This window comes from Ancylobacter pratisalsi (assembly GCF_010669125.1).
GTDB classification, from domain to species: Bacteria; Pseudomonadota; Alphaproteobacteria; order Rhizobiales; family Xanthobacteraceae; genus Ancylobacter; species Ancylobacter pratisalsi.
This window is the reverse complement of sequence record NZ_CP048630.1, coordinates 3,642,659-3,667,339: the sequence shown is the minus strand read 5'-3', so window position 1 is coordinate 3,667,339 and position 24,681 is coordinate 3,642,659. Positions and strand designations below refer to the sequence as shown.

General features: G+C 67.9%; 24 protein-coding genes. 14 read left to right on the top strand and 10 right to left on the bottom strand.

All coding sequences use genetic code 11. The annotated features are described in order from the left end of the window. Window positions 1–25 precede the first annotated feature (25 nt). Window positions 26–829: an inositol monophosphatase family protein gene (locus G3A50_RS17180; protein ID WP_163076393.1), complete on the bottom strand. Its 804-nt coding sequence runs from the start codon at window positions 827–829 to the stop codon at window positions 26–28. Between the two features lie 310 nt (window positions 830–1,139). Between G3A50_RS17180 and G3A50_RS17175 the strand changes: the two genes are divergently transcribed. The 11 genes from G3A50_RS17175 (at window position 1,140) to rpsU (ending at window position 12,104) form a co-directional block, all read left to right on the top strand. Then, window positions 1,140–2,489, top strand: a complete 1,350-nt coding sequence (locus G3A50_RS17175) for an ABC transporter substrate-binding protein (RefSeq protein WP_163076392.1) — start codon at window positions 1,140–1,142, stop codon at window positions 2,487–2,489. Window positions 2,490–2,624: 135 nt separating this feature from the next. Next, window positions 2,625–3,179 (top strand): SIS domain-containing protein, encoded by a 555-nt coding sequence (locus G3A50_RS17170; protein WP_163076391.1) that lies wholly within the window; start codon window positions 2,625–2,627, stop codon window positions 3,177–3,179. A 59-nt stretch (window positions 3,180–3,238) separates the two neighbouring features. Further along, entirely contained in the window at window positions 3,239–4,141 is a 903-nt protein-coding gene (locus G3A50_RS17165; RefSeq protein WP_163076390.1) for a carbohydrate ABC transporter permease, read from the top strand. After that, on the top strand, window positions 4,141–4,959 hold the full coding sequence (locus G3A50_RS17160) for a carbohydrate ABC transporter permease (RefSeq protein WP_163076389.1): 819 nt from the start codon (window positions 4,141–4,143) through the stop codon (window positions 4,957–4,959). Before G3A50_RS17165 ends, G3A50_RS17160 begins: the two co-directional genes overlap by 1 nt. After that, entirely contained in the window at window positions 4,956–5,870 is a 915-nt protein-coding gene (locus G3A50_RS17155; RefSeq protein ID WP_163076388.1) for a sugar phosphate isomerase/epimerase family protein, read from the top strand. The genes G3A50_RS17160 and G3A50_RS17155 overlap by 4 nt, the downstream gene beginning before the upstream one ends. Before the next feature lie 14 nt (window positions 5,871–5,884). Then, window positions 5,885–6,859: a sugar-binding transcriptional regulator gene (locus tag G3A50_RS17150; protein WP_163076387.1), complete on the top strand. Its 975-nt coding sequence runs from the start codon at window positions 5,885–5,887 to the stop codon at window positions 6,857–6,859. Window positions 6,860–6,944: 85 nt separating this feature from the next. Beyond that, on the top strand, window positions 6,945–8,027 hold the full coding sequence (locus G3A50_RS17145; protein ID WP_163076386.1) for an ABC transporter ATP-binding protein: 1,083 nt from the start codon (window positions 6,945–6,947) through the stop codon (window positions 8,025–8,027). A 39-nt stretch (window positions 8,028–8,066) separates the two neighbouring features. Then, entirely contained in the window at window positions 8,067–9,104 is a 1,038-nt protein-coding gene (locus G3A50_RS17140) for an NAD(P)-dependent alcohol dehydrogenase (protein WP_210255325.1), read from the top strand. An 84-nt stretch (window positions 9,105–9,188) separates the two neighbouring features. After that, window positions 9,189–9,917, top strand: coding sequence for an SDR family oxidoreductase (locus G3A50_RS17135; RefSeq protein WP_163076384.1), 729 nt, complete (start codon window positions 9,189–9,191; stop codon window positions 9,915–9,917). 3 nt (window positions 9,918–9,920) lie between these two features. Continuing rightward, window positions 9,921–11,525, top strand: coding sequence for an FGGY-family carbohydrate kinase (locus G3A50_RS17130; RefSeq protein ID WP_163076383.1), 1,605 nt, complete (start codon window positions 9,921–9,923; stop codon window positions 11,523–11,525). A 291-nt stretch (window positions 11,526–11,816) separates the two neighbouring features. Further along, window positions 11,817–12,104 (top strand): 30S ribosomal protein S21, encoded by a 288-nt coding sequence (gene rpsU / locus G3A50_RS17125; protein ID WP_163076382.1) that lies wholly within the window; start codon window positions 11,817–11,819, stop codon window positions 12,102–12,104. Window positions 12,105–12,308: 204 nt separating this feature from the next. On the opposite strand, the gene G3A50_RS17120 is transcribed toward rpsU, so the two are convergent. Beyond that, on the bottom strand, window positions 12,309–13,100 hold the full coding sequence (locus tag G3A50_RS17120; protein WP_163076381.1) for an anti-sigma factor family protein: 792 nt from the start codon (window positions 13,098–13,100) through the stop codon (window positions 12,309–12,311). Continuing rightward, complete coding sequence (locus G3A50_RS17115; RefSeq protein ID WP_246251809.1) at window positions 13,097–13,627, bottom strand: sigma-70 family RNA polymerase sigma factor; 531 nt, start codon at window positions 13,625–13,627, stop codon at window positions 13,097–13,099. The genes G3A50_RS17120 and G3A50_RS17115 overlap by 4 nt, the downstream gene beginning before the upstream one ends. A gap of 359 nt (window positions 13,628–13,986) precedes the next feature. Between G3A50_RS17115 and msrB the strand changes: the two genes are divergently transcribed. From msrB to lhpI, 3 genes are all read left to right on the top strand, one after another. Next, window positions 13,987–14,493: a peptide-methionine (R)-S-oxide reductase MsrB gene (gene msrB / locus G3A50_RS17110; RefSeq protein WP_163076380.1), complete on the top strand. Its 507-nt coding sequence runs from the start codon at window positions 13,987–13,989 to the stop codon at window positions 14,491–14,493. An 82-nt stretch (window positions 14,494–14,575) separates the two neighbouring features. Then, the gene (msrA, locus tag G3A50_RS17105; RefSeq protein ID WP_246251807.1) at window positions 14,576–15,298 is read left to right on the top strand and encodes a peptide-methionine (S)-S-oxide reductase MsrA; all 723 of its coding nucleotides are present in this window, start codon (window positions 14,576–14,578) and stop codon (window positions 15,296–15,298) included. 110 nt (window positions 15,299–15,408) lie between these two features. After that, window positions 15,409–17,130 carry a cis-3-hydroxy-L-proline dehydratase gene (lhpI, locus tag G3A50_RS17100; RefSeq protein ID WP_163077778.1) on the top strand — a complete coding sequence of 574 codons (1,722 nt, stop codon included), beginning with the start codon at window positions 15,409–15,411 and terminating at the stop codon, window positions 17,128–17,130. A 30-nt stretch (window positions 17,131–17,160) separates the two neighbouring features. Here the strand turns inward: lhpI and hydA are convergent, their stop codons facing one another. From hydA to G3A50_RS17065, 7 genes are read right to left on the bottom strand one after another with little or no spacing between them, the layout of a single operon-like run. Next, window positions 17,161–18,558, bottom strand: a complete 1,398-nt coding sequence (hydA, locus tag G3A50_RS17095; RefSeq protein WP_163076379.1) for a dihydropyrimidinase — start codon at window positions 18,556–18,558, stop codon at window positions 17,161–17,163. A 60-nt stretch (window positions 18,559–18,618) separates the two neighbouring features. Beyond that, window positions 18,619–19,209, bottom strand: a complete 591-nt coding sequence (locus G3A50_RS17090; protein WP_163076378.1) for a GAF domain-containing protein — start codon at window positions 19,207–19,209, stop codon at window positions 18,619–18,621. 12 nt (window positions 19,210–19,221) lie between these two features. Further along, window positions 19,222–20,721 carry an amidohydrolase family protein gene (locus tag G3A50_RS17085; RefSeq protein WP_163076377.1) on the bottom strand — a complete coding sequence of 500 codons (1,500 nt, stop codon included), beginning with the start codon at window positions 20,719–20,721 and terminating at the stop codon, window positions 19,222–19,224. Then, window positions 20,718–21,773, bottom strand: a complete 1,056-nt coding sequence (locus G3A50_RS17080; RefSeq protein WP_210255159.1) for an ABC transporter ATP-binding protein — start codon at window positions 21,771–21,773, stop codon at window positions 20,718–20,720. The genes G3A50_RS17085 and G3A50_RS17080 overlap by 4 nt, the downstream gene beginning before the upstream one ends. Then, window positions 21,773–22,753, bottom strand: coding sequence for an ABC transporter ATP-binding protein (locus tag G3A50_RS17075; protein ID WP_163076376.1), 981 nt, complete (start codon window positions 22,751–22,753; stop codon window positions 21,773–21,775). Before G3A50_RS17075 ends, G3A50_RS17080 begins: the two co-directional genes overlap by 1 nt. Next, window positions 22,750–23,682, bottom strand: coding sequence for an ABC transporter permease (locus G3A50_RS17070; protein WP_170308645.1), 933 nt, complete (start codon window positions 23,680–23,682; stop codon window positions 22,750–22,752). The genes G3A50_RS17075 and G3A50_RS17070 overlap by 4 nt, the downstream gene beginning before the upstream one ends. Further along, window positions 23,679–24,662 carry an ABC transporter permease gene (locus G3A50_RS17065; protein ID WP_163076375.1) on the bottom strand — a complete coding sequence of 328 codons (984 nt, stop codon included), beginning with the start codon at window positions 24,660–24,662 and terminating at the stop codon, window positions 23,679–23,681. Before G3A50_RS17065 ends, G3A50_RS17070 begins: the two co-directional genes overlap by 4 nt. Between the last annotated feature and the right edge of the window lie 19 nt (window positions 24,663–24,681).

The window sequence follows — 24,681 nt, the reverse complement described above, 5'->3', positions numbered from 1 at the left end:
CGAGGAGCGGGCGCGCGTTTGCTACTCAGGTCGGCCGACGGCTGAGGCGGACCAGATCGTCGTGAACGCGGGCATTTCCGGCCCACATCGGACCGGGCCGGTCCAGTTCGCCGTCAAACGTCACCACCCCGCCCGCCTCGCGCACGAGCGCGATGCCGGCCCAGCAATCCCAGCAGAACAGCGTCGGATCGTAATAGCCCGCGAGCCGGTTGGCCGCCACATAGGCCAGCATGAGCGCGCCGGAGCCGACCCGAAACACCACCCCGCCCTCGCGATAGAGCGCTTCGACGAAGGCGCCGACGTCCTTGGGATCGGCCTTCTGCGTGGCGCCGAAGCCCGTGGTCGTCGACGCGACGGTCCACTCCTGGTTCATGGTGAGGCGAACGCCGTTCAGCCACGCCCCGCCGCCTTCCACAGCCAAATACAGCTCGTCCATCATCGGCGCGAAGATGACACCGGCGACGGGCTGGCGATCGCGGGCAATGCCGATGGAGACGGTCCAGTTCGGCTGGCCGACCAGGAACGGCATGGTGCCGTCGATGGGATCGATGACCCAGACGAAACCCGATGTTCCCTCGGTGGCGGCCTCTTCTTCGCCGACAATGCCGTCGGTGGGAAAATGCTCGTGAATTGAAAGACGTAGCCACGCCTCGATCGAACGATCCGCCTCGCTGACAAGGTCCTGCGACGCCGATTTCAGCTCAGGATGCAGCACGCCGCGGTTGAGGAAGAAGTCGCGCGCCTTCGCGCCCGCCGCCCGCGCCAGTCCTTCGGCAACGGCCACGCGGTCATGGAGCGGGTCGGCTTCACCGTTCTGTTCCGATGCCATCCTCACGCGCCTCCCGTTTTTTAATTGCGGCTCATCGGCCACGTTACCTGTTTCGTGATGCTATTGCATATTTGAGATTACAAATGTATCGATTTCAGCACCAAGCGGCGAGGCCGCCGAGACATCGCGGGACAGGCTTCTCCGGAAGCCCCGGTGTTGAGGTGGTCTTGGAACGTGTTGTCGACGCTGCGGAGGGAGTGGGAAGAAAAGTCCCTTCCGTGGCCGTCGGCCAAGAATGCGAGAGGCGGTTCAACCGCCCGGATGTCGGCCTCGCCCAAACCGTGGCGCTGAGCCATCTCAGGAGGAAAAAATGAAGCGTGCATTGAGAATCTGCGCCAGCGTCGCCGCCGTTGCGGCCGCGACCGCAACCATGCCGGTCGCGGCGATGGCCGACTGGCTCGAAGACGCCGCCAAGCCGCTGAAGGGCACCGAGATCAGCGGCATCTTTCTCGATCGTCCGGGCTACCGCGCGATCATCAAGCTCATTCCCGAGTTTGAGAAGAGGACCGGCATCAAGGTGAACTACGAGATCGTTCCCTACGAGAACGCCCGCGAAAAGGAAGTGCTGAACTTCACCTCGCAGGGTGACTACACCATGGCGCTGGTCGACCTGGTGTGGATCGGCGAGTTCGCGGAGAACGGCTGGCTGGTGCCGGTCGACGACCTCGCGAAGGACAAGGCGATCACCGACCCGAACCTCAAGCTCGACGGCTTCTTCCCGCTGCTGCTGGAAGCGTTCGGTTCCTGGGGCGGCCAAGTCTACGGCCTGCCCTTCGACAACTATTCCGGCCTGCTGTTCTACAATTCCTGCAAGCTCAAGGAAGCGGGCTTCGACAAGCCGCCGGCGACCTGGGACGAGCTGATGAACGTGTACGGTCCCCAGCTGACCGACGCTTCGAAGAACCAGTATGCCTATGCCCTGCAGTCGCGCCGCGGCGAGACCCAGTCGGCCGACAGCTTCATGCGCTTCCTGTGGCCCTTCGGCGGCTCGCTGCTGAACGCCGAGTTCAAGTCCAACCTGCTGAGCAAGGAAAGCCAGGCCGGCCTCCAGTTCCGCCAGGACCTGATGAAGTACATGCCTCCGGGTGATGTCAGCTTCGATCACGCCGAGGCGGTCAACGCGCTGGCCCAGGGCCAGGTGGCGATGATCACCGAGTGGTCGGCCTTCTACTCCACGCTTGCCGACCCCGCGACCTCCAAGCTCGGCGACTGCCTCGCCGTGGCGCCCGAGCCCGCCGGCCCCGCCGGCCGCCTGCCCGCCCTGGGCGGCTTCTCGCTGGCCGTCGCCGCTCAGGCGAGCCCGGAGCAGCAGAAGGCCACCTGGCTGTTCATCCAGTGGGCGACCTCCGAGGACATCGCCAAGGACTATGTCGAGGCCGGTGGCGTCTCGGGCCGCATGGCCGTCTACAACGACCCGGAAATCAAGGCGAAGTACAAGTTCGTCGAGCCGATGGTCGCCTCGTGGCAGGCCGGCGTGCCGGAGTATCGTCCCCGCTTCCCGGCCTGGCCCGCGATCTCCGAGGTCGTCGCCGAATGGGGTTCCAAGATGATGCTGGGTGAAGTCACCGTCGAAGGTGGCGCCAAGGAAATCGGCACCCGCATGGAAGAGATCCTCGGCAAGGAAGGCTATTACGACGGGAAGAAGAAGCTTCTCCAGTGAGTTGAAGCCGGCGGCGCCCCTGGTCTTACTCGGTGCCGCCGGTCTCTCCGGGCGGATGACGGAACCCGCGATCCGGCATCCGCCCGTTTTTCTTCCTGACCACGGCTTTGCCTGATGACTGCCGGGATGCAAAACATGACCCCTCTCCACGGCAAGGCGCTGGACGAAATCCGTGTCTGCCTCGACAAGGTGCGCGGCGATGAGTTCGACGCCGCCGTCGCCGAGATCGCCGCCGCCGGGCGCATCGCGCTCTATGGCGTCGGGCGCGAGGGACTGCAGATCAAGGGCCTCGCCATGCGCCTGTTCCATCTCGGCCTGAAGGCCGCGGTGGTGGGCGACATGACGACCCCGCCGGTCGGCCCTGGCGACCTGCTGGTCGTCTCCGCCGGACCCGGCGACTTCTCCACCGTTTCCGCGCTGCTGGGCGTGGCCCGTGCCAGCGGCGCCCGCACCCTGGTGGTGACCGCCGAGCCCAAGGGAGCCGCCGCCGCGCAGGCCGACCTCGTGCTCACCGTGCCGGCCCAGACCATGGCGAGCGACCAGGGGACGGCCGCCGCCTCGGTTCTGCCGATGGGCTCGCTCTATGAGGGCGCGCTCTACGTGCTGTTCGAGATCCTGATACTCAGCCTTCGCGACCGGCTGGACGTGCCGCCCGCCCGGATGCGGGCCAACCATACCAATCTGGAGTGACCCGGGCCGGCCGCTGCCTGCCCGCCTGCCCTTCCAGACACTGCCACTAGGACCGCGCCATGAGTGAAGCTCCCACGAGACCCAACCGAGGTTACGGCCGCTGGACGCCGGCGTGGTTTCTGGCGCCGGCCGTGCTCGCCCTGCTCCTGATCGGCATCTACCCGACCATTTTCGCGCTGGTGACCTCGTTCCGGCGCTACAACATCACCCGTCCGCGCGACGGCTTTCCCTTCATCGGCTTCGAGAACTACATCTCGGTGCTGACCGACAGCACCTTCTGGTCCTCGCTGTTCCTCACCGCGCAGTTCTACGTCACCGTGCTGCCGATCCAGATCATGCTCGGGCTGATCATCGCGCTGCTGCTGCACAAGCCGGGCATGGGGCTCTTGAAGTCGCTGGCCCGCGTGACCCTGGTGGTGCCGCTCGCCACCACCTATGCGGTGGTCGGCCTGATCGGGCGACTGATCTTCAACCGCGACTTCGGCGTCGCCAACCAGCTGTTCGAGGCCATCGGCGTCGGGAAGATCGACTGGCTCAGCTCGCCGACCGGCGCCTTCGCGGCCATCGCCATCATGGACATCTGGCAGTGGACGCCGTTCTGCGCGCTGATCTTCCTCGCCGGCCTCTCCATGGTGCCCGGCGAGATCGAGGAAGCGGCACGGCTGGAGACGTCCTCCAAGCTCGCGCTGCTGCGCTATGTCCAGCTGCCCTATCTCCTGCCCGGCCTGACGGCGGTGATGATCCTGCGCTCGGCCGACGTACTGAAGCTGTTCGACATGGTCTTCGTGATGACGCGCGGCGGGCCCGGCTCGGCGACCGACCTGATCTCGATCTACATCCAGCGCGTGGGCTTCCGCATCTTCGACCTGGGCACCGCCTCGGCGCAGGCGATCCTGCTCCTGATCATCACCATCATCATCAGCCGGCTCTACATCCGCCTGTTCTACCGCGAGGTGCACTGATGCGACTCTCGTCCGGCAAGCTCCTTCACGCCGTCGGCCTCACCGCAGTGGTGCTGTTCTCGCTGTTCCCGTTCTACTGGATGGTGGCGGCGAGCTTCAAAACCCAGGCCGACATCCTCGCCTCGCCGCCGGTGTGGGTGTTCACGCCGACGCTGCAGAACTACGCCGACATCTTCGCCGACACCAAGGTCAGCGGGGCGATCATCAATTCGCTGATCGTGGCGACCAGCTCGACCGTGCTCGCGGTGCTGCTCGGCGCGCCGGCCGCGTTCGCGCTGGCGCGCTATGACTTCCGCGGCAAGTCGGACCTGTGGTTCTGGTTCATCTCGAACCGCATGATCAGCCCGATCGTGCTGGCGCTGCCGGTGTACCTGCTGGCGATCCAGGTGGGGCTGCTCGACACCCATCTGGTGCTGATCCTGATCTATCTCACCTTCAACCTGCCGATCGTGGTGTGGATCTGCACCGACCAGTTCAAGTCGATCCCGTCCGATCTGGAACAGGCGGCGCGGCTGGACGGGGCCAACCAGTTCATCATCTTCCGCAAGATCTACCTTCCGCTCGGCGCGCCGGGCATCGCGGTGTCGGCGATCTTCTCGTTCATCTTCTCGTGGAACGAGTTGCTCTACGCGCTGGTGCTGACGCGCCGCAACGTGCAGACCGCCCCGGTGGTCGCGACCAGCTTCATGTCCGGCTACGAGCTGCCCTGGGGCAAGATCATGGCCACCGGCACGGTCATCGTGCTGCCGGTCACGATCTTCGCGCTCATCGTGTCGCGCCACATGGTGCGCGGCCTGACGATGGGAGCGACCAAGTGAGCGAGGCGGCCGCGCCAATCCCCTTCGGCATCAATCTGGGCTTCTGCGTGAAGCGCTGGGTGAGCCCGGAGCTGTGGACCCGCGTGGTACGCGAGCGGCTGGGCCTCGATCTGGTGCAGTTCTCCTTCGACCTCGTCGACCCGATGTGGCCCGACGCGGTGCTGGAGCGCCACGCCGGCGCCGTCCGCCGCGAGGCGCAGGCGAGCGGGATCACCATCCACAGCGCCTTCATCGGGCTGGCGCACTACACCTTCAACCAGCTGCTGCATCCCGACCCGGCGGTGCGCGACTATGCGGAGGAATGGCTCGGGCGCGCCTATCGCTTTGCCGCGATGGCGGGAATCCCGCGCGTGGGCGGCCCGCTCGGGGCCATCGCCTCGCGGCTCGACGGCACCGAGGCGGAGGCGATCGAGCCCGCCGACTATGCCGAGCTGATCGCGCGCATGCACCGGCTGGGCGCGCGGGCGGGCGCGGAAGGCCTGAGCGAACTTTATGTCGAGCCCACCCCGCTGCGCCGCGAATGGCCGTGGACCATCGCGCAGGCGCGGCAGATGATGAACGATGTGGCGGGCAGCGCGGTGCCGTGGCGGCTGTGCCCCGACTGGGGACACGGAACCTTCGAGCCGCTCTACGGGCCCGGCGAGGGCGCTATGGAGCCGTGGTTCCGCGAGCTGGCCGACGTCATCACGGCCGTTCACATCCAGCAGACCGACTTCGTGCTCGACCGGCATTGGGACTTCGCCGTCCCCGGCAAGGTCGACCCCCTGGAGGCGGCGAAGCTGCTGCGGGCGACCGGCATCGCCCCGGCCCCGGTATTCCTCGAAGTGTTCTACCCCTTCGAACATGATGACATGTCGATTCTGAAAGCGCTCGAGGCCAGCTCGGCGCTTCTCAGACAGGCCTTCGTCTGAGGAGGGGGAACGGCATGAATGGCGGCGGGCGCGAACGGGGCAGGCTGACGGGGTCTCAGGAGATCGAGGCGGCGCAGATCCGCGCACGCGTGGCCTGGCTCTACTTCATCGGCGGCCTGACCCAGCAGGACATTGCCGACCAGCTCGGGCTGACCCGGCTGCGGATCAACAAGATACTCGGCCAGGTCCGCTCCGACGGCTCCGTCTTCATCGACATCCGCCTGCCGATGGCCGATTGCGTGGAAGCCGAGCAGCGGCTGAAGGAGCGCTTCGGCCTTGACGCGGTGACGGTGGTGCCCGCCCTGCCGGACGAAGCGGAGCAGCAGCGCGTCATCGGCGAGGCGGCCGGTGCCCTGCTCGACACGCTGCTGGAGAACGGCATGGGCGTCGGCGTGGGCTGGGGCAAGACGCTCGCTGCCGGCCTCAAGCGCGTCACGGCACGGCCGATGACCCAGAGCTGGGTGACCTCGGTGATGGGCGGGCTGACGCGCGGCTCCGGTTCCAGCACCTTCGAGGTCGCCACCGGCTATGCGCGGGCGATGTCGGCCGAATGCTACTATCTGGCCGCCCCGCTCTATTTCCCCACACCCGAGAGCCGCACCATGCTGCTCTCCCATCACGGCATACGCGAGACCATGCGCCGGGCGCGGGCGGTGGACGTGGCGCTGCTGTCCTGCGGCGACATGACGGCCCGCTCGCTGCTGGTGCAGACCCAGACCGTCGACGAGAACCTCGACAGCCTGCGCGCCGCCGGCGCGGTCGGGGACCTGCTCGGCGTGTTTCTCGATGCCGAGGGCCGGCCGGTGGACCACCCGCTCAATGAGCGCGTGCTCTCGCTGGCGCCCCATGAACTGACCCCGGTGCGCTACTCGATCCTGGCCTCCGGCGGTCTCTACAAGGTGCCAATCGTCCGGGCGATCCTCCGGGCGGGATATGTGAAGCGATTTGTGACTGACGAGCGATGCGCCGCCGCGCTGCTGGAAAACTGACCGGCGGCGGCACGCATGATGGACCGATGGGCGAACCTGCTGGCGGTTTGCTCGGCGGGCCGGCCCTTTCTGGAGTTTGAAGCCGATGACATTCCTGCGACTGGACAACATCAAGAAGACCTATGCCGACGTGCCTGTCATCAAGGGCGTCAGCTTCAGCGCGACCAAGGGCGAGTTCGTGGTGTTCGTCGGCCCGTCGGGCTGCGGCAAGTCCACGCTGCTGCGCATGATCGCGGGGCTGGAGGATGTCAGCTCCGGGCACCTGTACATCGACGATCGCGAGGTCACCTATGAGGAGCCCGCCAAGCGCGAGGTCTCGATGGTGTTCCAGTCCTACGCGCTCTACCCGCATATGAACGTGTTCGAGAACATGGCGTTCGGCCTGCGCATGGCCAAGAAGCCGGAGGCCGAGATCAAGGCGCAGGTCAATGAGGCGGCGCGCATCCTCCAGCTTGAGGCGCTGCTCGACCGCAAGCCGCGCGCGCTCTCCGGCGGCCAGCGCCAGCGCGTGGCCATCGGGCGCTCCATCGTGCGCCACCCCAAGCTGTTCCTGTTCGACGAGCCGCTGTCGAATCTCGATGCCGAACTGCGCTCGCAGATGCGCGTCGAGATCGCCCGGCTGCATCGCAGCCTCGGTGCCACCATGGTCTATGTCACCCATGACCAGGTGGAGGCGATGACGCTCGCCGACCGCATCGTGGTGCTGCGCGCAGGCCTGGTGGAGCAGATCGGCTCGCCGACCGAGCTGTACGACAAGCCCGCCAACACGTTCGTGGCCGGCTTCATCGGCTCGCCGAAGATGAACTTCATCAACGCCAAGGTGGCCTCGGTCGCGGGCGGCCAGCTGCTGCTCGAACACACCATGTTTGCCGGCGGCAAGCTGGCGGTCGACACGCCCTCCACGGGGCGCGTCAAGGTCGGCGACACGGTGACGGTGGGCATGCGCCCCGAGCACCTGACCGTCGGCGCCGCCCAGCCGGTGCTCTCGCTGACCCTCGATTTCGCCGAGAATCTCGGCGGTTCGACGCAGCTCTACGCCCAGGGCGACGAGGATCCGGTGATTGCGCTCTCCCATGGACGGCCGGACATCGCGTCGGGCGATCCGCTCAATCTTGGCATCGACCCGCGCCACATCTATCTCTTCGACGCCGCCGGCCTCGCTCTCTAGAGCCCGACCGACGACGGCAGCCAACAGGACACTCCCATGGTGCAGGCACTGGTTCTCGAAAAGAAGGGCGAGCTCTCCCTTCGCGACATCGAACTTCCGCTCAATGTCGGCCCGGACGACGTCAAGATCGCCATCCACACGGTCGGCGTGTGCGGCAGCGACGTTCATTATTACACCCACGGCGCCATCGGGTCCTTCGTGGTGCGCGCACCCATGGTGCTTGGCCACGAGGCGGCCGGCGTGGTGACGGCCGTCGGCGCGAATGTGAAGAACATCAAGGTCGGCGACCGGGTCTGCATGGAGCCGGGCGTGCCGAACATGAACTCGCGCGCCACCAAGCTCGGCATCTACAATGTCGATCCCGACGTGCGCTTCTGGGCCACGCCCCCGATCCATGGCGTGCTCACGCCCGAGGTCGTCCACCCCGCCGCGTTCACCTACAAGCTGCCCGACAACGTGTCCTTCGCCGAGGGCGCGATGGTCGAGCCGTTCGCGGTCGGCCTGCAGGCGGCGACGCGCGCGCGCATCACCCCCGGCGACGTGGCGGCCGTGATCGGCTGCGGCCCGATCGGCATCATGACCGCGCTGGCCGCGCTGGCCGGCGGATGCTCGCGGGTCTACATCTCCGACCACAGCGCGCCCAAGCTCGCCATCGCCGGCCAGTATGCCGGCATCCACCCGGTGAACATCACCGAGCGCTCGCTCGCTGACGTGGTCGCCGAGGAGACCGAGGGCTGGGGCGCGGATGTGGTGTTCGAGGCCAGCGGCAGCCCGCGCGCCTATGAGGGCATCTTCGACATCGTCCGCCCCGGCGGCGCGCTGGTGCTGATCGGCATGCCCGTCGAACCGACGAAGTTCGACGTCGCGGCATCGATCATCAAGGAAGCCCGGATCGAGACCGTGTTCCGCTATGCCAACAATTTCGACCGCGCGGTGAACCTCATCGCCTCCGGCAAGGTCGACCTCAAGCCGCTGATTTCGGAAACCTTCGACTTCGAGCGCAGCATCGAGGCGTTCGAGCGCGCGGCGAAGGGCCTGCCCGACGACGTGAAGCTGCAGATCGTGATGCCCGGCTGAACATGCCGTCGAACCGTTCCCGGCCCCGGCTCGCTGCCTCGCGGGCCGGGGCCCCCTCACATGAAGAACCACTTGAGGACCGACATGGGTAGCAGGCTTCAGGGCAAGGTCGCCGCCATCACCGGCGCGGCATCGGGCATCGGCCTGGAATGCGCCCGCGCGATGCTGGACGAAGGCGCGCGCGTCGTCCTGGTCGACCGCGCGGGGGACCAGCTGGCGACGATCTGCGCCGAACTCGGCGAGAAGGCGGTGCCGCTGGTGGTCGACCTGCTCGACCCCGCCAGCGTCGCCACCATGATGCCGCGCATACTGGAAAGCTGCGGCCAGCTCGACATCTTCCACGCCAATGCCGGCGCCTATATCGGCGGCGAGGTGGTGGAGGGCGATCCCGATGTGTGGGACCGCGTGCTGAACCTCAACATCAACGCCGCGTTCCGCACCGTGCAGGCGGTGCTGCCGCACATGGTGGCGCGCAAGACCGGCGACGTGATCTTCACCTCCTCGATCGCCGGCGTGGTGCCGGTGGTGTGGGAACCGATCTACACCGCCTCGAAATTCGCCGTGCAGGCCTTCGTCCACACCGTGCGCCGGCAGGTGGCGAAGGATGGCGTGCGCGTGGGTGCGGTGCTGCCGGGCCCGGTGGTGACCGCCCTGATCAAGGACTGGCCGCAGGCCAAGCTGGACGAGGCGCTTGCATCCGGCGCGCTGATGGAAGCAAAGGAAGTGGCCGACAGCGTCATCTTCATGCTGACCCGGCCGCGTAACGTCACCATACGGGACCTGGTGATCCTGCCGAACGGAACGGACCTTTAGACCATGAGCGAGTGTTTCGCGGGAATCGACGTCGGCACGGGCAGCGTGCGCGCCGGTATCTTTGATGGTGACGGCACACAGCTCTCCGTCGCCAAGCGGGACATTCGCATCTGGAAGGAACCGGGCGATATCGTCGAGCAGTCCAGCGACGACATCTGGTCGTGCATCTGCGCCTGCGTGCGGGAAGCCGTCGCGAAGGCGGGTGTGGCGGCCGGCGACGTCAAGGGCATCGGCTTCGACGCCACCTGCTCGCTCGTGGTGCTCGGCGCGGATGGACAGCCGCTGCCGGTCGGCCGGCACAACGACCCGGCGCGCAACGTCATCGTCTGGATGGACCACCGCGCCACCGGGCAGGCGGATCGCATCAACGCGCTGGGCAGCCCCGTGCTCGACTATGTCGGCGGCACCATTTCGCCCGAGATGGAAACCCCCAAGCTGTTGTGGCTGAGCGAAGAGCTGCCGGACAGCTTCAACGGCGCCTGGCAGTTCCTCGACCTCGCCGACTTCCTGACCTGGAAGGCCACGGGGAGCCTCACCCGCTCGGTCTGCACCGTCACCTGCAAATGGACCTACCTCGCCCATGAACAGCGGTGGAACGAGGACTATTTCCGCCGCATCGGGCTGGGCACGCTCGCCGATGAGGGCTTCACGCGGATCGGCACCGAGATCGTCGCTCCCGGCACGCCGCTCGGCGCGGGCCTGACGAAGACGGCGGCCGACGCGCTTGGCCTTGCCCCCGGCACCGCGGTCGCGGCAGGGCTGATCGACGCCCATGCCGGCGGCATCGGCACCGTGGGCGCGCGCGGGGGCAGCGACGGCGTGCTGAACCGCATGGCCTATGTGTTCGGCACCTCCGCCTGCACGCTGCTGACCACCGCCGAGCCAGTGTTCGTGCCCGGCGTCTGGGGCCCCTATTTCTCGGCGATGATGCCGGAGTTCTGGCTCAATGAGGGCGGCCAGTCCGCCGCCGGCGCCGCCATCGACCGCCTTGTGCGCCTGCATCCGGCGGCACCCGAGGCGATGGAACTGGCGCGGCAAGAGAACCGGAATCTCAGCGTCTGGCTGGCCGACCATGCCACCGCCGCCGGCGGGGCGGCCGCGATCGAGACACTGGCCGGCACGCTGCACGTGGTGCCGGAATTCCTCGGCAACCGCGCTCCCTTCGCCGACCATCTGGCGCGCGGCATCATTGCCGGGCTGGGGATGGACGAGGACATCGACAGCCTTGTGGGGCTCTACATGGCCGGCCTCGCCGGCATCGGCTACGGGCTGCGGCAGATCCTGATCGCGCAGGCCGCCAAGGGCGTGCGGACCGACACCGTGCTGGTCTCCGGCGGCGCGGGACAGAGCCCGCTGGTGCGCCAGGTGCTGGCCGACGCGGCCGATGTGAACATCGCCGCTGTCAGCGCCCCCGAGCCGGTGCTGCTGGGTTCGGCCGTTCTGGGCGCCTTTGCCGCCGGCCGCTATGACAGCCTCGCCACGGCGATGTCCTCAATGTCCGAGATCGAGGTCATCTACGCGCCCGACTCACAGACCCGTGCGTGGCACCAGCGCCGTTTCGCGGCCTTCGAGACGCTTCAGGGCACCTATCGCAGCCTGCGCGACTGACGGCGCGCGATAGGACGGCGGCACGCGTGGGGCGCGAACACCATCGCTGTACCTATGGCATCCAATAAAAGAGCTGCAAAAGAACCGCTTTCAGCCAATAAGACCTGAAGTTGAACCGGGCGCCGCAAGAACTGTACCCACGGCCGAGCGGTCGCGCCGAATGATGTCCTATCCGGGCTTATCGACTTCCAATTTCCGGTCAAGGGACTATATAGACCGCCATGTCCGTCAATTCCGACAGACATCTTGAATTGGCAGCCTGCTAACCGGCTGCATGTGATTGGATACGAATTGCAGGTTCTCGTTCGCGATAATAACGTCGACCAAGCCTTGAGAGTGCTGAAGAAGAAGATGCAGCGGGAAGGCGTGTTCCGGGAAATGAAGGCCCGCCGCGCCTATGAGAAGCCCTCTGAGCGCCGCAACCGCGAGGATGCCGAAGCTGTTCGTCGGGCCCGCAAGGCCGCCCGCAAGCAGGCGATCCGCGACGGCCTGATCGCCGCGCCGAAGAAGAAGCCCATGCCGGCCCGCGCCCCGCGCCCCGGCCAGTCGGCTCCTGCGCCTTCGATGAGCGACAAGTAGTACGGCTTTCAGCCCGCCTGAGTTCGAGCACACCGAGCGCCCCGGTAAAACCCGGCGCGCCGGTGGTGCTTGCGCAGGTGCCTGAGAAATGGCCCGGCTGCCGCCTGGCGGCACCGCCGCATGCGCCCCTTCGCGGTACATCCTTCATACGGACGTCCGCCGGCCCGGCCCTTCCGCCCGTCCGGCGTGCAGCGCGCCCGCGCGTCAGGCTGCCCCGCGCAACTGCCGGCGCGCCTCATCGGCAAGCGGATGCAGTGTTTCCGGCGCGGCCGCGCCAACGAGGCTGAAGCCCAGCCCATCATCGCTCCAGCTGAACCCGTTGATTCCGCCGCCCGCATGCGCGGTCATCGGCGCGCCCGGCGTGGAACTGGCCATCGGCCGCGCCAGCACCACCAGCCGCGTGCCCTTGTCATCGTCATACATGAACAGCGCCGCCGGGCCATGCTCGGTCGCCACCACCCGTCCGCCCATAAGCCGGTAGCCGGCGTCGGCAAGATCGGGGATCGCCAGCGGACGCCCTACCCGCTGGGAAATCCACGCCAGCAGCTTGTCGCGATCCTGGGCGCGGATTTCCACCGGCCGCATATGATCGGGCGCGTAGACGGCGTAGCTCGCGGCGGCCTCCCGGCCGAGCGTCTCAAGCCCGGCGGCACCCGCCATGCGCGGGCCCTCCTGCATCTGCCTTAGGCTCCAGCCGCCCGCACCGCCCAGGGCGACGAGAAACACGGCGGCGGCAGCCATTGCCCAGCGCGGCACGCCCGCCGGACGGCGACGCTCGATCATGCGCACAAGGTCCAGCTCGGGCGGCAGCGGCTCGTCGGCGATCGGGGCAAGGGCGCCGCGCAGCAGGTCCCGCTCCGTGCGATAGGCCGCGAGGCGCGCCGACGCTTCCGGGTGCGCGCCCAGATAGGCGTCGACCTCCGCGCGCCGTTCGCCCGGCAGCCTGTCGTCGACATGGGCGTTGAGATCGTCTTCGGTGATCGGGCGCCGGGTCATTTCACTCTCCGCAGGGGCGGGCTTACGGGTGCGCGCGCCGGCTCGGCCGATAGCAGCGTGTGCAGGCGCGCACGCGCGCGCGACAGCCGGGACATCACCGTGCCGATGGGAATGTCCAGCGCGGTCGCGGCTTCGGCGTAGGACAGTTCCTCCACGGCGACCAGCAGCAGCACGGCGCGCTGGTCTTCCGGCAGCTGTGCCAGCGCGCGCAGAAGCTCGGCGTGGCGCAGCGCGTCTTCCTGCGTGGCCGGGCGGGCGAATTCCAGCTCGCCGGTCTCGTCGATGGAAGCGGATCGCGGGCGCGAGGAGGCGCGGCGTAGCCGGGTCATGGCGAGGTTGTGCAGGATCGCAAACAGCCACGGGCGCGGCTCGCTGTCCGGCCGGCGCTGGTGCCAGCGGCTGACCGCGCGCTCCAGACAGTCCTGCACCAGATCGTCGGCATCCGCCCGGTTTGCCAGCAGGGCGCGCGCATAGCGCCTCAGCGCGGGTATCAGCGGTTCGATGGCGCGGACCATTTCAATGGTCATGGCAATTCCCCAGGCGGGCACGCTTCCGGAAGCACCGCGCCCGAACAGGCAAGACACCAGACCCGCCGATTTTATTCCCCATGGCGGCGCCTTTTTCCCAGATCGACGCGCCTTTTCGGCGCCGGGCCACGCCATGGCGGACGAAAAAACGCGGGTCGGGTGGAATAGCCGGGCCGGCCGGAGCGTCCTTCCCCTATCCCCGCCCGTGTCCCTGCCCGTGTCGCCGGGATCGGGAGATCCGTGGCGCGGGCAACGCGATGTGAGGGGGACAGTGTAACATTTGACCCCAACGCAGCGAAGAAACGTAGGAATGGATGCCGCCGGCGCACAGGGCGGCCAGGACCGAAGGAGCCACGCACATGCTGACACGACGTCTTGCCCTGCTGTACGGCACGGCCGGCCTCGGTGCCGCCGGGCTTGCCGCGCTCGATCTTTCCTCCACCGACACCGCCCGAGCCGCGAAGGCGGAGCCGTTTCCCGTCTCGCTGTCCGATGCGCAATGGCGCGAGCGCCTGACGCCGCAGCAATACGCGGTGCTGCGGCGGGATGGCACCGAGCGCCCGTTTTCCAGCCCTCTCAACGACGAGCACCGGCGCGGCACCTTCGCCTGCGCCGGCTGCGACAACGCGCTGTTCGCCTCGTCCACCAAGTTCGACAGCGGCACCGGCTGGCCGAGCTTCTGGGCCCCGCTGCTCGGAGCGGTGGGAGAAACGCGCGACGGCGGCTGGGGCATGACACGCACCGCGGTGCACTGCGCCCAGTGCGGCGGGCATCTGGGCCATGTCTTTCCCGACGGGCCGAAGCCGACCGGGCTGCGCTACTGCATGAACGGCGTCGCCCTGAGCTTCGCGCCGGCGACGGCCTGACGGCCTCGCGCCGCCGTTCCGAAATGCCTTGCTTGCCCTGCCTCCCATGGCCTCGTCTTCGGCTGAACCTCGGAGAGACACGATGACATCCGTTTCCATGCCCTTCCCCGCGCTCCGGCGCGCCGGTGGCGCTCTGCTCGTGCTCGCGGGGCTGGCCCTTGCCGCACCCGCCCTCGCGCAGGAGGGCATCGCCCTTCCCCCGCCGGCACTGGACGAGACGAGTTCGGCCGGCAGCGAGGTCGCCGTGCTGGCCGGAGGGTGCTTCTGGGGGGTGCAGGGGGTGTTTCAGCACGTCGATGGCGTGACCAGCGCCGTCTCCGGCTATGCCGGCGGCGACAAGGACAGCGCGACCTACAACAAGGTGAGCTACGGCAGCACCGGACACGCGGAATCGGTCAAGGTCACCTTCGATCCGCGCAAGGTGAGCTACGGGCAGATCCTGCAGATCTATTTTTCCGTTGCCCATGACCCCACCCAGCTCAACCGGCAGGGGCCGGACCGGGGCACGCAGTACCGCTCGGCGGTATTTCCCTCCACGGACGCGCAGGCGCGCATCGCGAAGGCCTATATCGACCAGCTCGGCAAGGCGAAGCTGTTCGACGCCCGGATCGTCACCCGCATCGAGCCGGGCCAGTCATTCTACCCTGCCGAGGCCTATCATCAGGACTTCCTGACGCGGAATCCGACCTATCCCTACATCGTCATCAACGACCTGCCGAAGATCGAGAACCTGAAGCGGCTCTATCCCGCGCTCTATCGCGACAAGCCCGTGCTGGTCGCCGGGAGCGCCGCTGCCGGGCAGTGATCCCGTGAGCAAAACGCCCTTCACGCCCTCGCCACGGCAATTCCCCGGACGGCATTAGCGGCTATAGTCGGCGCCGCAACCGGGAGAATTCCATCGTGCCGCTGAAGGGTATGTCGATCGTGGGCGGCGATGCTGCCGGCGAGGTGATCGCGTCGTCCGTGCCGCTGTCCTTCTGGGGCGGGGTGGATCCCGAGACCGGCCGCGTCATCGACCGCTATCACCCCCTGCACGGCCGCTCGCTCGAAGGCGCCATCCTCGTGGTGCCGGGCAGTCGCGGCTCCTGCACCGGCAGCAGCGTCGCGCTGCAGCTGCTGATGAACGGCAAGGGCCCGGCCGGCTTTGTGTTCAGCGACGACGAGGAAATCATCACGCTCGGCGTCATCATCGCCGGCAAGATGTTCGGAAGGTCGGTGCCGGTGCTGCGGCTGGGCGCCGGGGACATGGAGCGCCTCGCCGGCCTCCCCCACGCCGAGATCGCCGGCGACACGGTTCTCACCACTCCCTCCCCCACCCGCAGCCCGCGCGCGGCCGCGCGGCCCGGCCACGCGCTGGAGCTGAACGCGGCGGACCGGGCGATGCTGGCGGGCGCGAACGGCCGGGGCGCGCAGTTCGCCATGGAGGTCGTGGTCGAGATGGCCGCCCTCTACGGCGCGCGCACGCTGATCGATGTCACCCGCGCCCATATCGACGGCTGCATCTACACCGGCGATGCCAGCCTGCGCTTCGCCCAGACCCTGCGCGATCTGGGCGGCACGGTGCGGGTGCCGACCACCCTGAACGCGATCTCCGTCGACGGCCAGCGCTGGCGCGCGCAGGGCATCGCGCCGGATTTCGGCGAACCGGCCTGGAAGCTGGCGCAGGCCTATGTCGACATGGGCGCACGGCCGAGCTTCACCTGCGCCCCCTATCTGCTCGACGCGCCGCCGCGCCTTGGCGAGCAGATCGTGTGGGCGGAATCCAACGCCGTCGCCTACGCCAACAGCGTGCTCGGCGCCCGCACCATGAAGTATCCCGACTATCTCGATATCTGCATTGCCCTCACCGGCCGCGCGCCGCTGGCCGGCTGTCATCTCGACGCCGGGCGGCTGCCTTCGCTGGCGATACGGGTTGCGCCGGTGGCGGACCCCGACGATGCCTTCTTCCCGCTGCTGGGCCACCATGTCGGCGAACTGGCGGCGGACCGCATTCCGCTGATCCTCGGGCTGGAGGACGCGGTGGTGAGCGAGGACGACCTGAAATCCTTCGCCGCCGCCTTCGCCACCACATCGGGCGCGCCGATGTTCCACATCGCCGGGATCACTCCCGAAGCGCGCGCGGGCGGCCCTGCGCTCGCCGGGGCGGCAATGCTGCCCGAGATCGCGGTGCCGCTCAGCGATCTGCGCGCCACCTGGCATCAGCTCAACGGGGAAGCTCCCGAAAACCGGATCGACCTCGTTTCGCTGGGCAATCCGCATTTCTCGTTCAATGAGCTGAAGCAGCTGGCCGCGCTCTGCGAGGGCCGGCAGCGTCACCGCGACGTGGCGCTGATCGTGACCTGCGGGCGCGACGTGCACGCCCGCGCGCAGGCGGAAGGGATCATCGACGCGCTGGAGCGCTTCGGCGTCCAGATCCTCAACGACATCTGCTGGTGCATGATCACCGAGCCAATCATCCCCCTTGAGGCCCGCGCCATTCTCACGAGTTCCGGCAAATATGCCCATTACGGCCCCGGCATTTCCGGCCGCCGGGTGTTTCTGGGCAGCCTCGCGCACTGCGTCGAGGCGGCGTGCGAGGGGACGTTCTGCGCGGCTGAGCCCGCCTGGCTGATGGAGCGTGTTCCCGCCCCGAGCTGAGGGCCCGCGCCGCCCGCGAAGGAGAGGGCGTCAGGCGCCCAGCCGCCGCTCCAGATGGCGGCCGAAGCCCCTGGCGCCGGTGAGCGCGCCCTCGCGCACCACAACCTGCCCGCGCACCATGGTCAGCACCGGCCAGCCGGTGATCTCGATGCCTTCATAGGGCGTGTAGTCGGAGCCGTCCTTGAGCTGATCATGGGTCAGGGTCTGGCGGATGTCGGGATCCCAGATCGCGATATCGGCGTCCGCGCCCACCGCGATGGTGCCCTTGCGCGGATACAGGCCATAGATCTTGGCGTGGTTGGTGGCGGTGACGGCGACGAAGCGGTTGATGTCGATCCGCCCCTTCATCACGCCTTCGGAGAACAGGATCGGCAGCCGCGCGGCGACGCCGGGAATGCCGTTCGGCACCCAGCGGAAGCTGGTGCGGCCCTTCGGAATGAGCTTGCCCTGCGGGTCGTCATAGCGGAACGGGCAGTGGTCGGAGGAGAACACCGAAAACACGCCCTGCTGGAGGCCTTCCCAGCAGGCGATCTGGCTCTCGGTGTCGCGCGGCGGGGGCGAACAGACATATTTGGCGCCCTCCATGTTCAGCCCGTCGAGGTCCTTGGCGGTGAGCACGAGATATTGCGGGCAGGTCTCGCCCATCACCCTCAAACCCTTGGCCTGCGCGCGCCGGATCTCGTCCATCGCCTCGCGATTGGAGACGTGGACCACCATCAGCGGCACCTCCGACAGCGCGGCGAGCGAGATCGCGCGGTGAGTTGCCTCGCTCTCGGCCACGATCGGGCGCGAGGCGGCATGAAAGCGCGGCGCGGTGCTGCCTTCGCGCTCCAGCCGGTCGGTGAGGAAGCGGATCATGTCGTAATTCTCGGCATGAACCATCACCAGCGCGCCGGTCTGGCGGGCGACCTCCATCACTTCCAGCATCTGCCGGTCGGAGAGCGCCAGCCCGTCATAGGTCATGAAGACCTTGAAGGAAGGATAGCCATCGGCGACCAGGGCCGGCAGTTCCTGCCCGAGCACCTGCTCGGTCGGGTCGGAAATGATGAGGTGGAAGGCGATGTCGATGTAACACTCGCCCTCGGCCTTGGCGTGATAGTCCTTCAGCGCCGCGCGCAGGCTCTGCCCGTTTTCCTGAAGGCAGAACGGCAGCACCGTGGTATTGCCCCCATAGGCGGCTGACCGGGTGGCGGAGGCGAAGTCGTCCGCCATCACGATGCCCTCGCCCGAGGGCTGGGCAATGTGAACATGGCTGTCGATGCCGCCCGGCAGCACCCATTTGCCCGCCGCGTCGATCACCTCGCCCGCGTCGCCGAGATCCGTGCCGAGCGCGGCAATACGCCCCTCCCGGATGCCGATATCGCAGGAGAAGACGTCGGACGCGGTCGCGATGCGGCCATTGCGGATCACAGTATCGAAGGCGGGCATGCGCGGGTCTCGTCTCACGAAGGCCGGACGTTCCGGCCGGGAATAGGGCTCAGGCGGACGTCAGGGCTGCCAGGGGCCGAGGCCGGCGGCCTCCTCCGCCACCCGCTCGGGCCCTCCAAGCCCCATCCAGGCCGCGACAGCGCAGGCCGCGAACAGCTTCTGCACCTTCATGTCCTCCTCATCATACATGTAGCGGGCCTGCGAGGCGGTGTTGAACATGCCCATGACCTCGCCCTTCCACATCACCGGCACATAGATCGAGCAGCCCACGCGGCCGGTCTTGATGATCTGGCGGAAGATCTTGTCCTCGTCGGTGTTCTTCACCACCGCCGCCTGCCGGGTCTGGACCGTGTGGCCGGGTCGGCTGTCGGTGACCGAAATGCGGGCGCGGCCGAGGCCGAAATTGTCGGCGAACACGATCATGTGGTCGCGGCTGGGGGCGATGAAGAAGCAGGCGGAAACGATGAACTGCGTTTCGCCGGGCTTCAGCGCGCCGGGCTGGGCAGGCGCGTCGGGGTCGCCGAGCAGGCCGCGCGTGGCGTTGGTGAAATGGCGCACGCCCTCTTCCGGGTCGGTCTCGCGCCACGCCGCCTCGTTGGCGTCGTGCAGCACGTCGATCGCGCGGGCGTGGAAATCAGCAGGACGTGTCATCCGGGTCTCTTCTCAATGGCTGAAGCGGGCGGGATAGGTGTCGGCCGCGATGTCCATGCACTGGCAGCGGCGGAAGATGCGCTCGTAATGGGGCGAGATGCGCTCGACATCGATCTCGGAGGCGGAGAGCTGCGGCTCGATACGGCTGTGGGCCTCGCGGATCTCGTCGATGATCGCGGCCTCGTCGATGCGGGTCAGCTTGCCCCCGCGCTCGATCACCTCGCCATCGACCATGACAAGATCGACTTCGGCACGGGAGGCTGAATAGACCAGCTGGTTCAGGGCGTTGTTCAGCGGTGCGAAGGGAATGCTGTCGAGCCGGTAGCCGACAAGATCGGCGATGCGCCCGGCCTCGACCGCGCCCAGCTCCCTGTCGCGGCCGAGCGCGCGCGCCCCGCCCATGGTCGCGGCATAGAATGCCTCCTCGGCGCCGACCCAGTCGGTATGCTCACCGCGCAGCTTGTGCAGCAGCGCGGTCAGATACAGCGCGTTCTGCATGTCGGTGCCCTCGATCGAGCCGCAGCCATCCGTGCCCATGCTCACATTCACGCCCGCCTTGAGCAGCGCGCGCACCGGGGCGAGGCCGGAGCCGACCTTGAGGTTGGACGGCGGGTTGTGCTGGATGGTGACGCCGGTGCGGGCGAGGATCTCGATCTCGCGCGGGTTCAGCCAGATGCCGTGAATGAACGCGGTCTTGGGCTTCATGAAGCCGATGCGGTCGAGATACTCGATCATGGTCGAGCCGTAGAACAGCTGGCCGGTGACCACCTGCATGCGGGTTTCCTGCACATGGATCATCAAGGGCAGGTCGAAATCGTCCGCCATGCGGCGCACGTCGAGCAGGAACTCTTCCGTGCAGCGCTGCGGCGCGGAGGGGGCGGCCATGTAGGCGACGCGGTTGGTGGAGGGATGGCGGGTGCGGGCGAGGCCGCGCACGAAGTCGAGCAGTTCCGCGCCGGAATACATCCGCGTGCCGTCGAGCTCGGCCAGCAGTTCCTTGGGGAACTCCTCGTCGACGAAGGGCACGGCGCGGAAGAACGGACGGTCGAACAGGGTGATGCCGACATTGGCGCGGATGCCGATGTCCTCATAGGCCTGGAACACCTGCTCGACATGGTCGGGCCGGATACGCGGGCTCTGGTTGGTGTCGTCGCACAGCGTGGTGGTGCCGCTGCGCACCGCCTCGATGGCCCCGATCATGGTGCGCAGATAGATGTCGCGCGGGCTCATCTCGATGGGCTTCAGCGGGCGGACATAGTTCATCCACAGCTCGAGCGGCAGGTTGTCCTTGCGGCCCTTGTAGAAGCCCTCATGGCTGTGATGGTGGCCATTGATGAGGCCCGCCGCGATCAGCAGCTCGCGCCCGTCGATCACCGTGCCTTCGGGCTCGCGGGCACCATGGGGACGGATCTCGGTGATGACCCGGCCGTCGATCGCGATGTCGACCCGCTCGGGCGCGGGCACCGCATTCTCGCCGATGAGGGCATGGCAGTTGACGATGGTCGTCTTCACGCGGCGTCTCCGGTGCTGGACTGGCATTGATCGGTATCGCGCGCCGGGGACGGCAGGCGCCCCTCCTCGACCGCGTGGCAGGACACCCATGCCGCCCCGGCACGGACCGGCTGAGGGCGCTCAATGGCGCAGCGCTCATTGGCCAATGGACAGCGCGGATGGAAAGCGCAGCCGGGGGGCGGCGCCAGCGGGCTCGGCACCTCGCCGGACAGCCGCGCGCGCGAACGGTTCGGCGCGTGGGGATCGGGCACGGTGTCGAGCAGCAGGCGGGTATAGGGGTGGAGCGGGCGCGCGAGGATCTGCCCGGCGTCGCCCTGCTCGACCAGACGGCCGAGATACATGACGCCGAGCTGGTCGGCCATGTGGGCGACCACCGCCAGATTGTGCGAGATCAGCAGGTAGGTCAGGCCGAGTTCGCGCTGGAGGCGCTTCATCAGGTTGAGGATCTGCGCCTGCACCGACACGTCCAGCGCCGAGGTCGGCTCGTCGCAGACGATGAAGGCCGGGTTCGAGGCCAGCGCGCGGGCGATCGAGATCCGCTGGCGCTGGCCGCCGGAAAACTGGTGTGGGAACTTGCCCGCATCCGCCGGCGACAGGCCGACGATCTCCAGCAGTTCGGCGATGCGTGCCTTCAGCCCGGCGCCGGGCTTCATCAGCTTGTGGGTCAGGATCGGCTCGGCCACGATGCGCCCGACCCGCCAGCGCGGGTTGAGGCTGGCATAGGGATCCTGGAAGATCATCTGCAGGTTGCGGCGATAGGGCAGCGCCGCGTGGCGGGTGCGGAATCCCGACACATCCACGCCCATGAACGACACCGTGCCCCCCGTGGGCGGCTGGATGCCGGCAATGGTCCGCGCGATGGTCGACTTGCCGCAGCCCGATTCCCCCACCAGCGCAAAGGTCGAGCCGCGCGCGATCTCGAAATCCACCTCCTCAACGGCATGCACCGTCCGCCGGCCGCTGCCGGAAAGGACGCGCTTCAGCAGCGGGGGCGAAGCGTCGAAGCGGACGGTCAGGCGGTCGACCGAGAGCAGGATGTCGCGCGTGTTCATCAGGCCGCGCTCCGTGAGACGGGACCGGCCAGCCAGCAGGCGACGCGCGAGGACCCCACAGCGACATCGGCCGGCCGCTCCACGGCGCAGCGCGGCTCGGCGAGCGTACAGCGCGGATGGAAGGCGCAGCCGGAAACGGGGGCGTCGGGGCGCGGCATCGAGCCGGGGATCTGCGTGAGTTCGGCCTCCCGCCGGTGCATGTCCGGAATCGAGGCCATGAGGCCGCGCGTATAGGGGTGCGCGGCATTGGCAATCAGGCTCGCCGTCGGACCAATCTCGACGATGCGCCCGGCATACATCACCGCGACGCGGTCGCTCGCCTCGGCGATCACGCCCATGTCGTGGGTGACCAGCATCACCGCCGTGCCGCGCTCACGGCACATGGTGCGCAGCAGGTCGAGGATCTGGGCCTGGATCGAGACATCGAGCGCCGTGGTCGGCTCGTCGGCGATGATCAGCGCGGGCTCGCAGCAGAAGGCGAGCGCGAGCACCACGCGCTGGCGCATGCCGCCGGAAAGTTCGTGCGGGTAGCTCTGCAACCGTTCGCGCGGGGCGGGAATGCCCACCTCGGCGAGAAGCTGCGCCGCGCGGGTCAACGCCTCGTCGCGCGACAGCGGCAGGTGGGTCTGCATGGTCTCGACCAATTGCCCGCCAATGGTCATCAACGGGTCGAGGCTGGTCAGCGGGTCCTGGAACACCGCCGCGATCTCCCTGCCGCGCAGGGCGCGCAGCCCATCCTCATCCAGCGTGTCGATGCGCCGGTCCTTGAAGAGAATGCGCCCGCCGGCCTGATAGGCCGGTTTCTCCAGCAGGCCGAGCACCGCTGTTCCCGTGACCGACTTGCCCGCGCCGGACTCGCCGACCACGCCGAGGATTTCGCCCGCCGCGATCTCGAACGACACGTCGTCGATCGCGGTGAACACCCGCTTGCGGGCGGCGATCTCGACCCTCAGACCTTCAACGGCGAGGAGCGCGCTCATGAGGCCAGCTTCGGGTTGAGCGCGTCGCGCAGCCAGTCGCCGAAGATGTTGACCGACAGCGACAACATCACCAGCAGAAGACCCGGCAGCGCGCTGATCCACCAGTCGCCGGAAAACACGAACTCGTTACCGATGCGCACCAGCGAGCCGAGCGAGGGCTGGGTCGGCGGCAGGCCGACGCCGAGGAAGGACAGCGTCGACTCCGTGAGGATTGCCAGCGCCAGATTGATGGTGGCGATCACCAGCACCGGACCCATCACATTCGGCAAGATGTGCGAGACGAGGATGCGCGCCGTGCTGACGCCGGTGACCTTCGCCGCCAGCACGTATTCGCGCCCGCGCTCCACCAGCACGAGGCCGCGCACGGTGCGCGCATACTGCACCCAGAACGACGCGGCGATGGCGGCGATGAGGATCGGCACCGCCAGTTCCTGATGCAGCTCGCGCGGCAGGGCGGTGCGGGTTACGCCATCGATCAGCAGCGCGATCAGGATGGCGGGAAAGCTGAGCTGCACATCGGCCGCGCGCATGATGAACGCGTCCAGAATGCCGCCGAAATAGCCGGCCACCAGCCCGAGCAGAACGCCCGCCACCCCCGCCGCGGCCACGCTGGCGAGGCCGACAAGCAGCGAGGTGCGCAGGCCGTACAGCATGGCCGACAGCATGTCGCGCCCCTGCGGATCGGTTCCCAGAAGGTAGTAATCGCCGAACAGGCCCTCGCTGCCCGGCGGCAGACGGGCATCGGCGGCGTTGGCGGCGGCGGGATCGAAAGCGTTGTAGGGCGCGAGTGCATCGGCGCCCAGTGCGGCGAACAGCAGCGCCAGCCCCACCAGCGCGGCGAGGATGGCAACCGGCGACCGGCGGAAGCGGTAAGCCAGATCACTCTGCCACCACTCCCCCACCGCGTGGCGGACCGCGGCGACGCTCATGCCGTCCTCCGTATCGCACCCGAGGTCCGGACACGGGGATCGATGGCGACATAGAGCAGATCGACGGCAAGGTTGATGACCGCGAAGCACAGGGCGATGAGCACCAGATAGGCGGCAAGCAGCGGCACGTCGGCGAACTGGATCGCCTGGATCACCAGAAGCCCAAGCCCCGGCCACTGGAACACCGTTTCCACGATGATGGAGAAGGCGAAGACGTTGCCGAACTGAAGGCCGATCATCGTCACCACGGGCACCAGCGTGTTGCGCAGTGCGTGGCGGTACTCGATCGCCCGTGGACGCAGGCCCCTCGCCCGCGCGAAACGGATGAAGTCGGCCCGCATCACCTCCAGCATCTCCGCCCGCGCCAGTCGCATGATCAGCGCCAGCTGGAACACGCCGAGCGTGACGCTGGGCAGCACCAGCGCGCGCAGGCCGCTCCAGCTCAGGAACCCGGTGCTCCACCAGCCAAGATCGACCACCTGCCCCCGCCCGAAGGACGGCAGCCAGCCGAGCCAGACCGAGAAGGTGAGGATGAGCGCGATGCCGATGAGAAAGGTGGGCAGGGCCACGCCGATCAGTGAGATCGCCAGCAGCACCTGGGAAAACCAGTGCCCGCGATGCAGTGCGGTCCACACCCCGAGGGGAACGCCGAGGCCGGTGGCGATCAGCATCGAGATCAGCGCCAGTTCGAGCGTGGCGGGAAAGCGTTCGGCTATCAGCGTCGAGACCGGCTGGCCATAGCGGTAGGAAATGCCGAAATCGCCCTGCAGCGCCTGGCCGACGAAACGGAGGAACTGGACGACGAACGGGTCGTCCAGCCCGAGCGCGGCCCGCATCGCCTCGCGGTCGGCAAGGCTCGCGGTCTGCCCCACCATGTTGTTCACGGGGTCGCCGACATAGCGGAACAGGGAAAAGCTGACGAAGGCCGCGACCAGCAGGACGAGCACGGTCTGCCCGAGACGCCCGAGAACAAAGCTCATGTCGCGGCCTCCATCATCG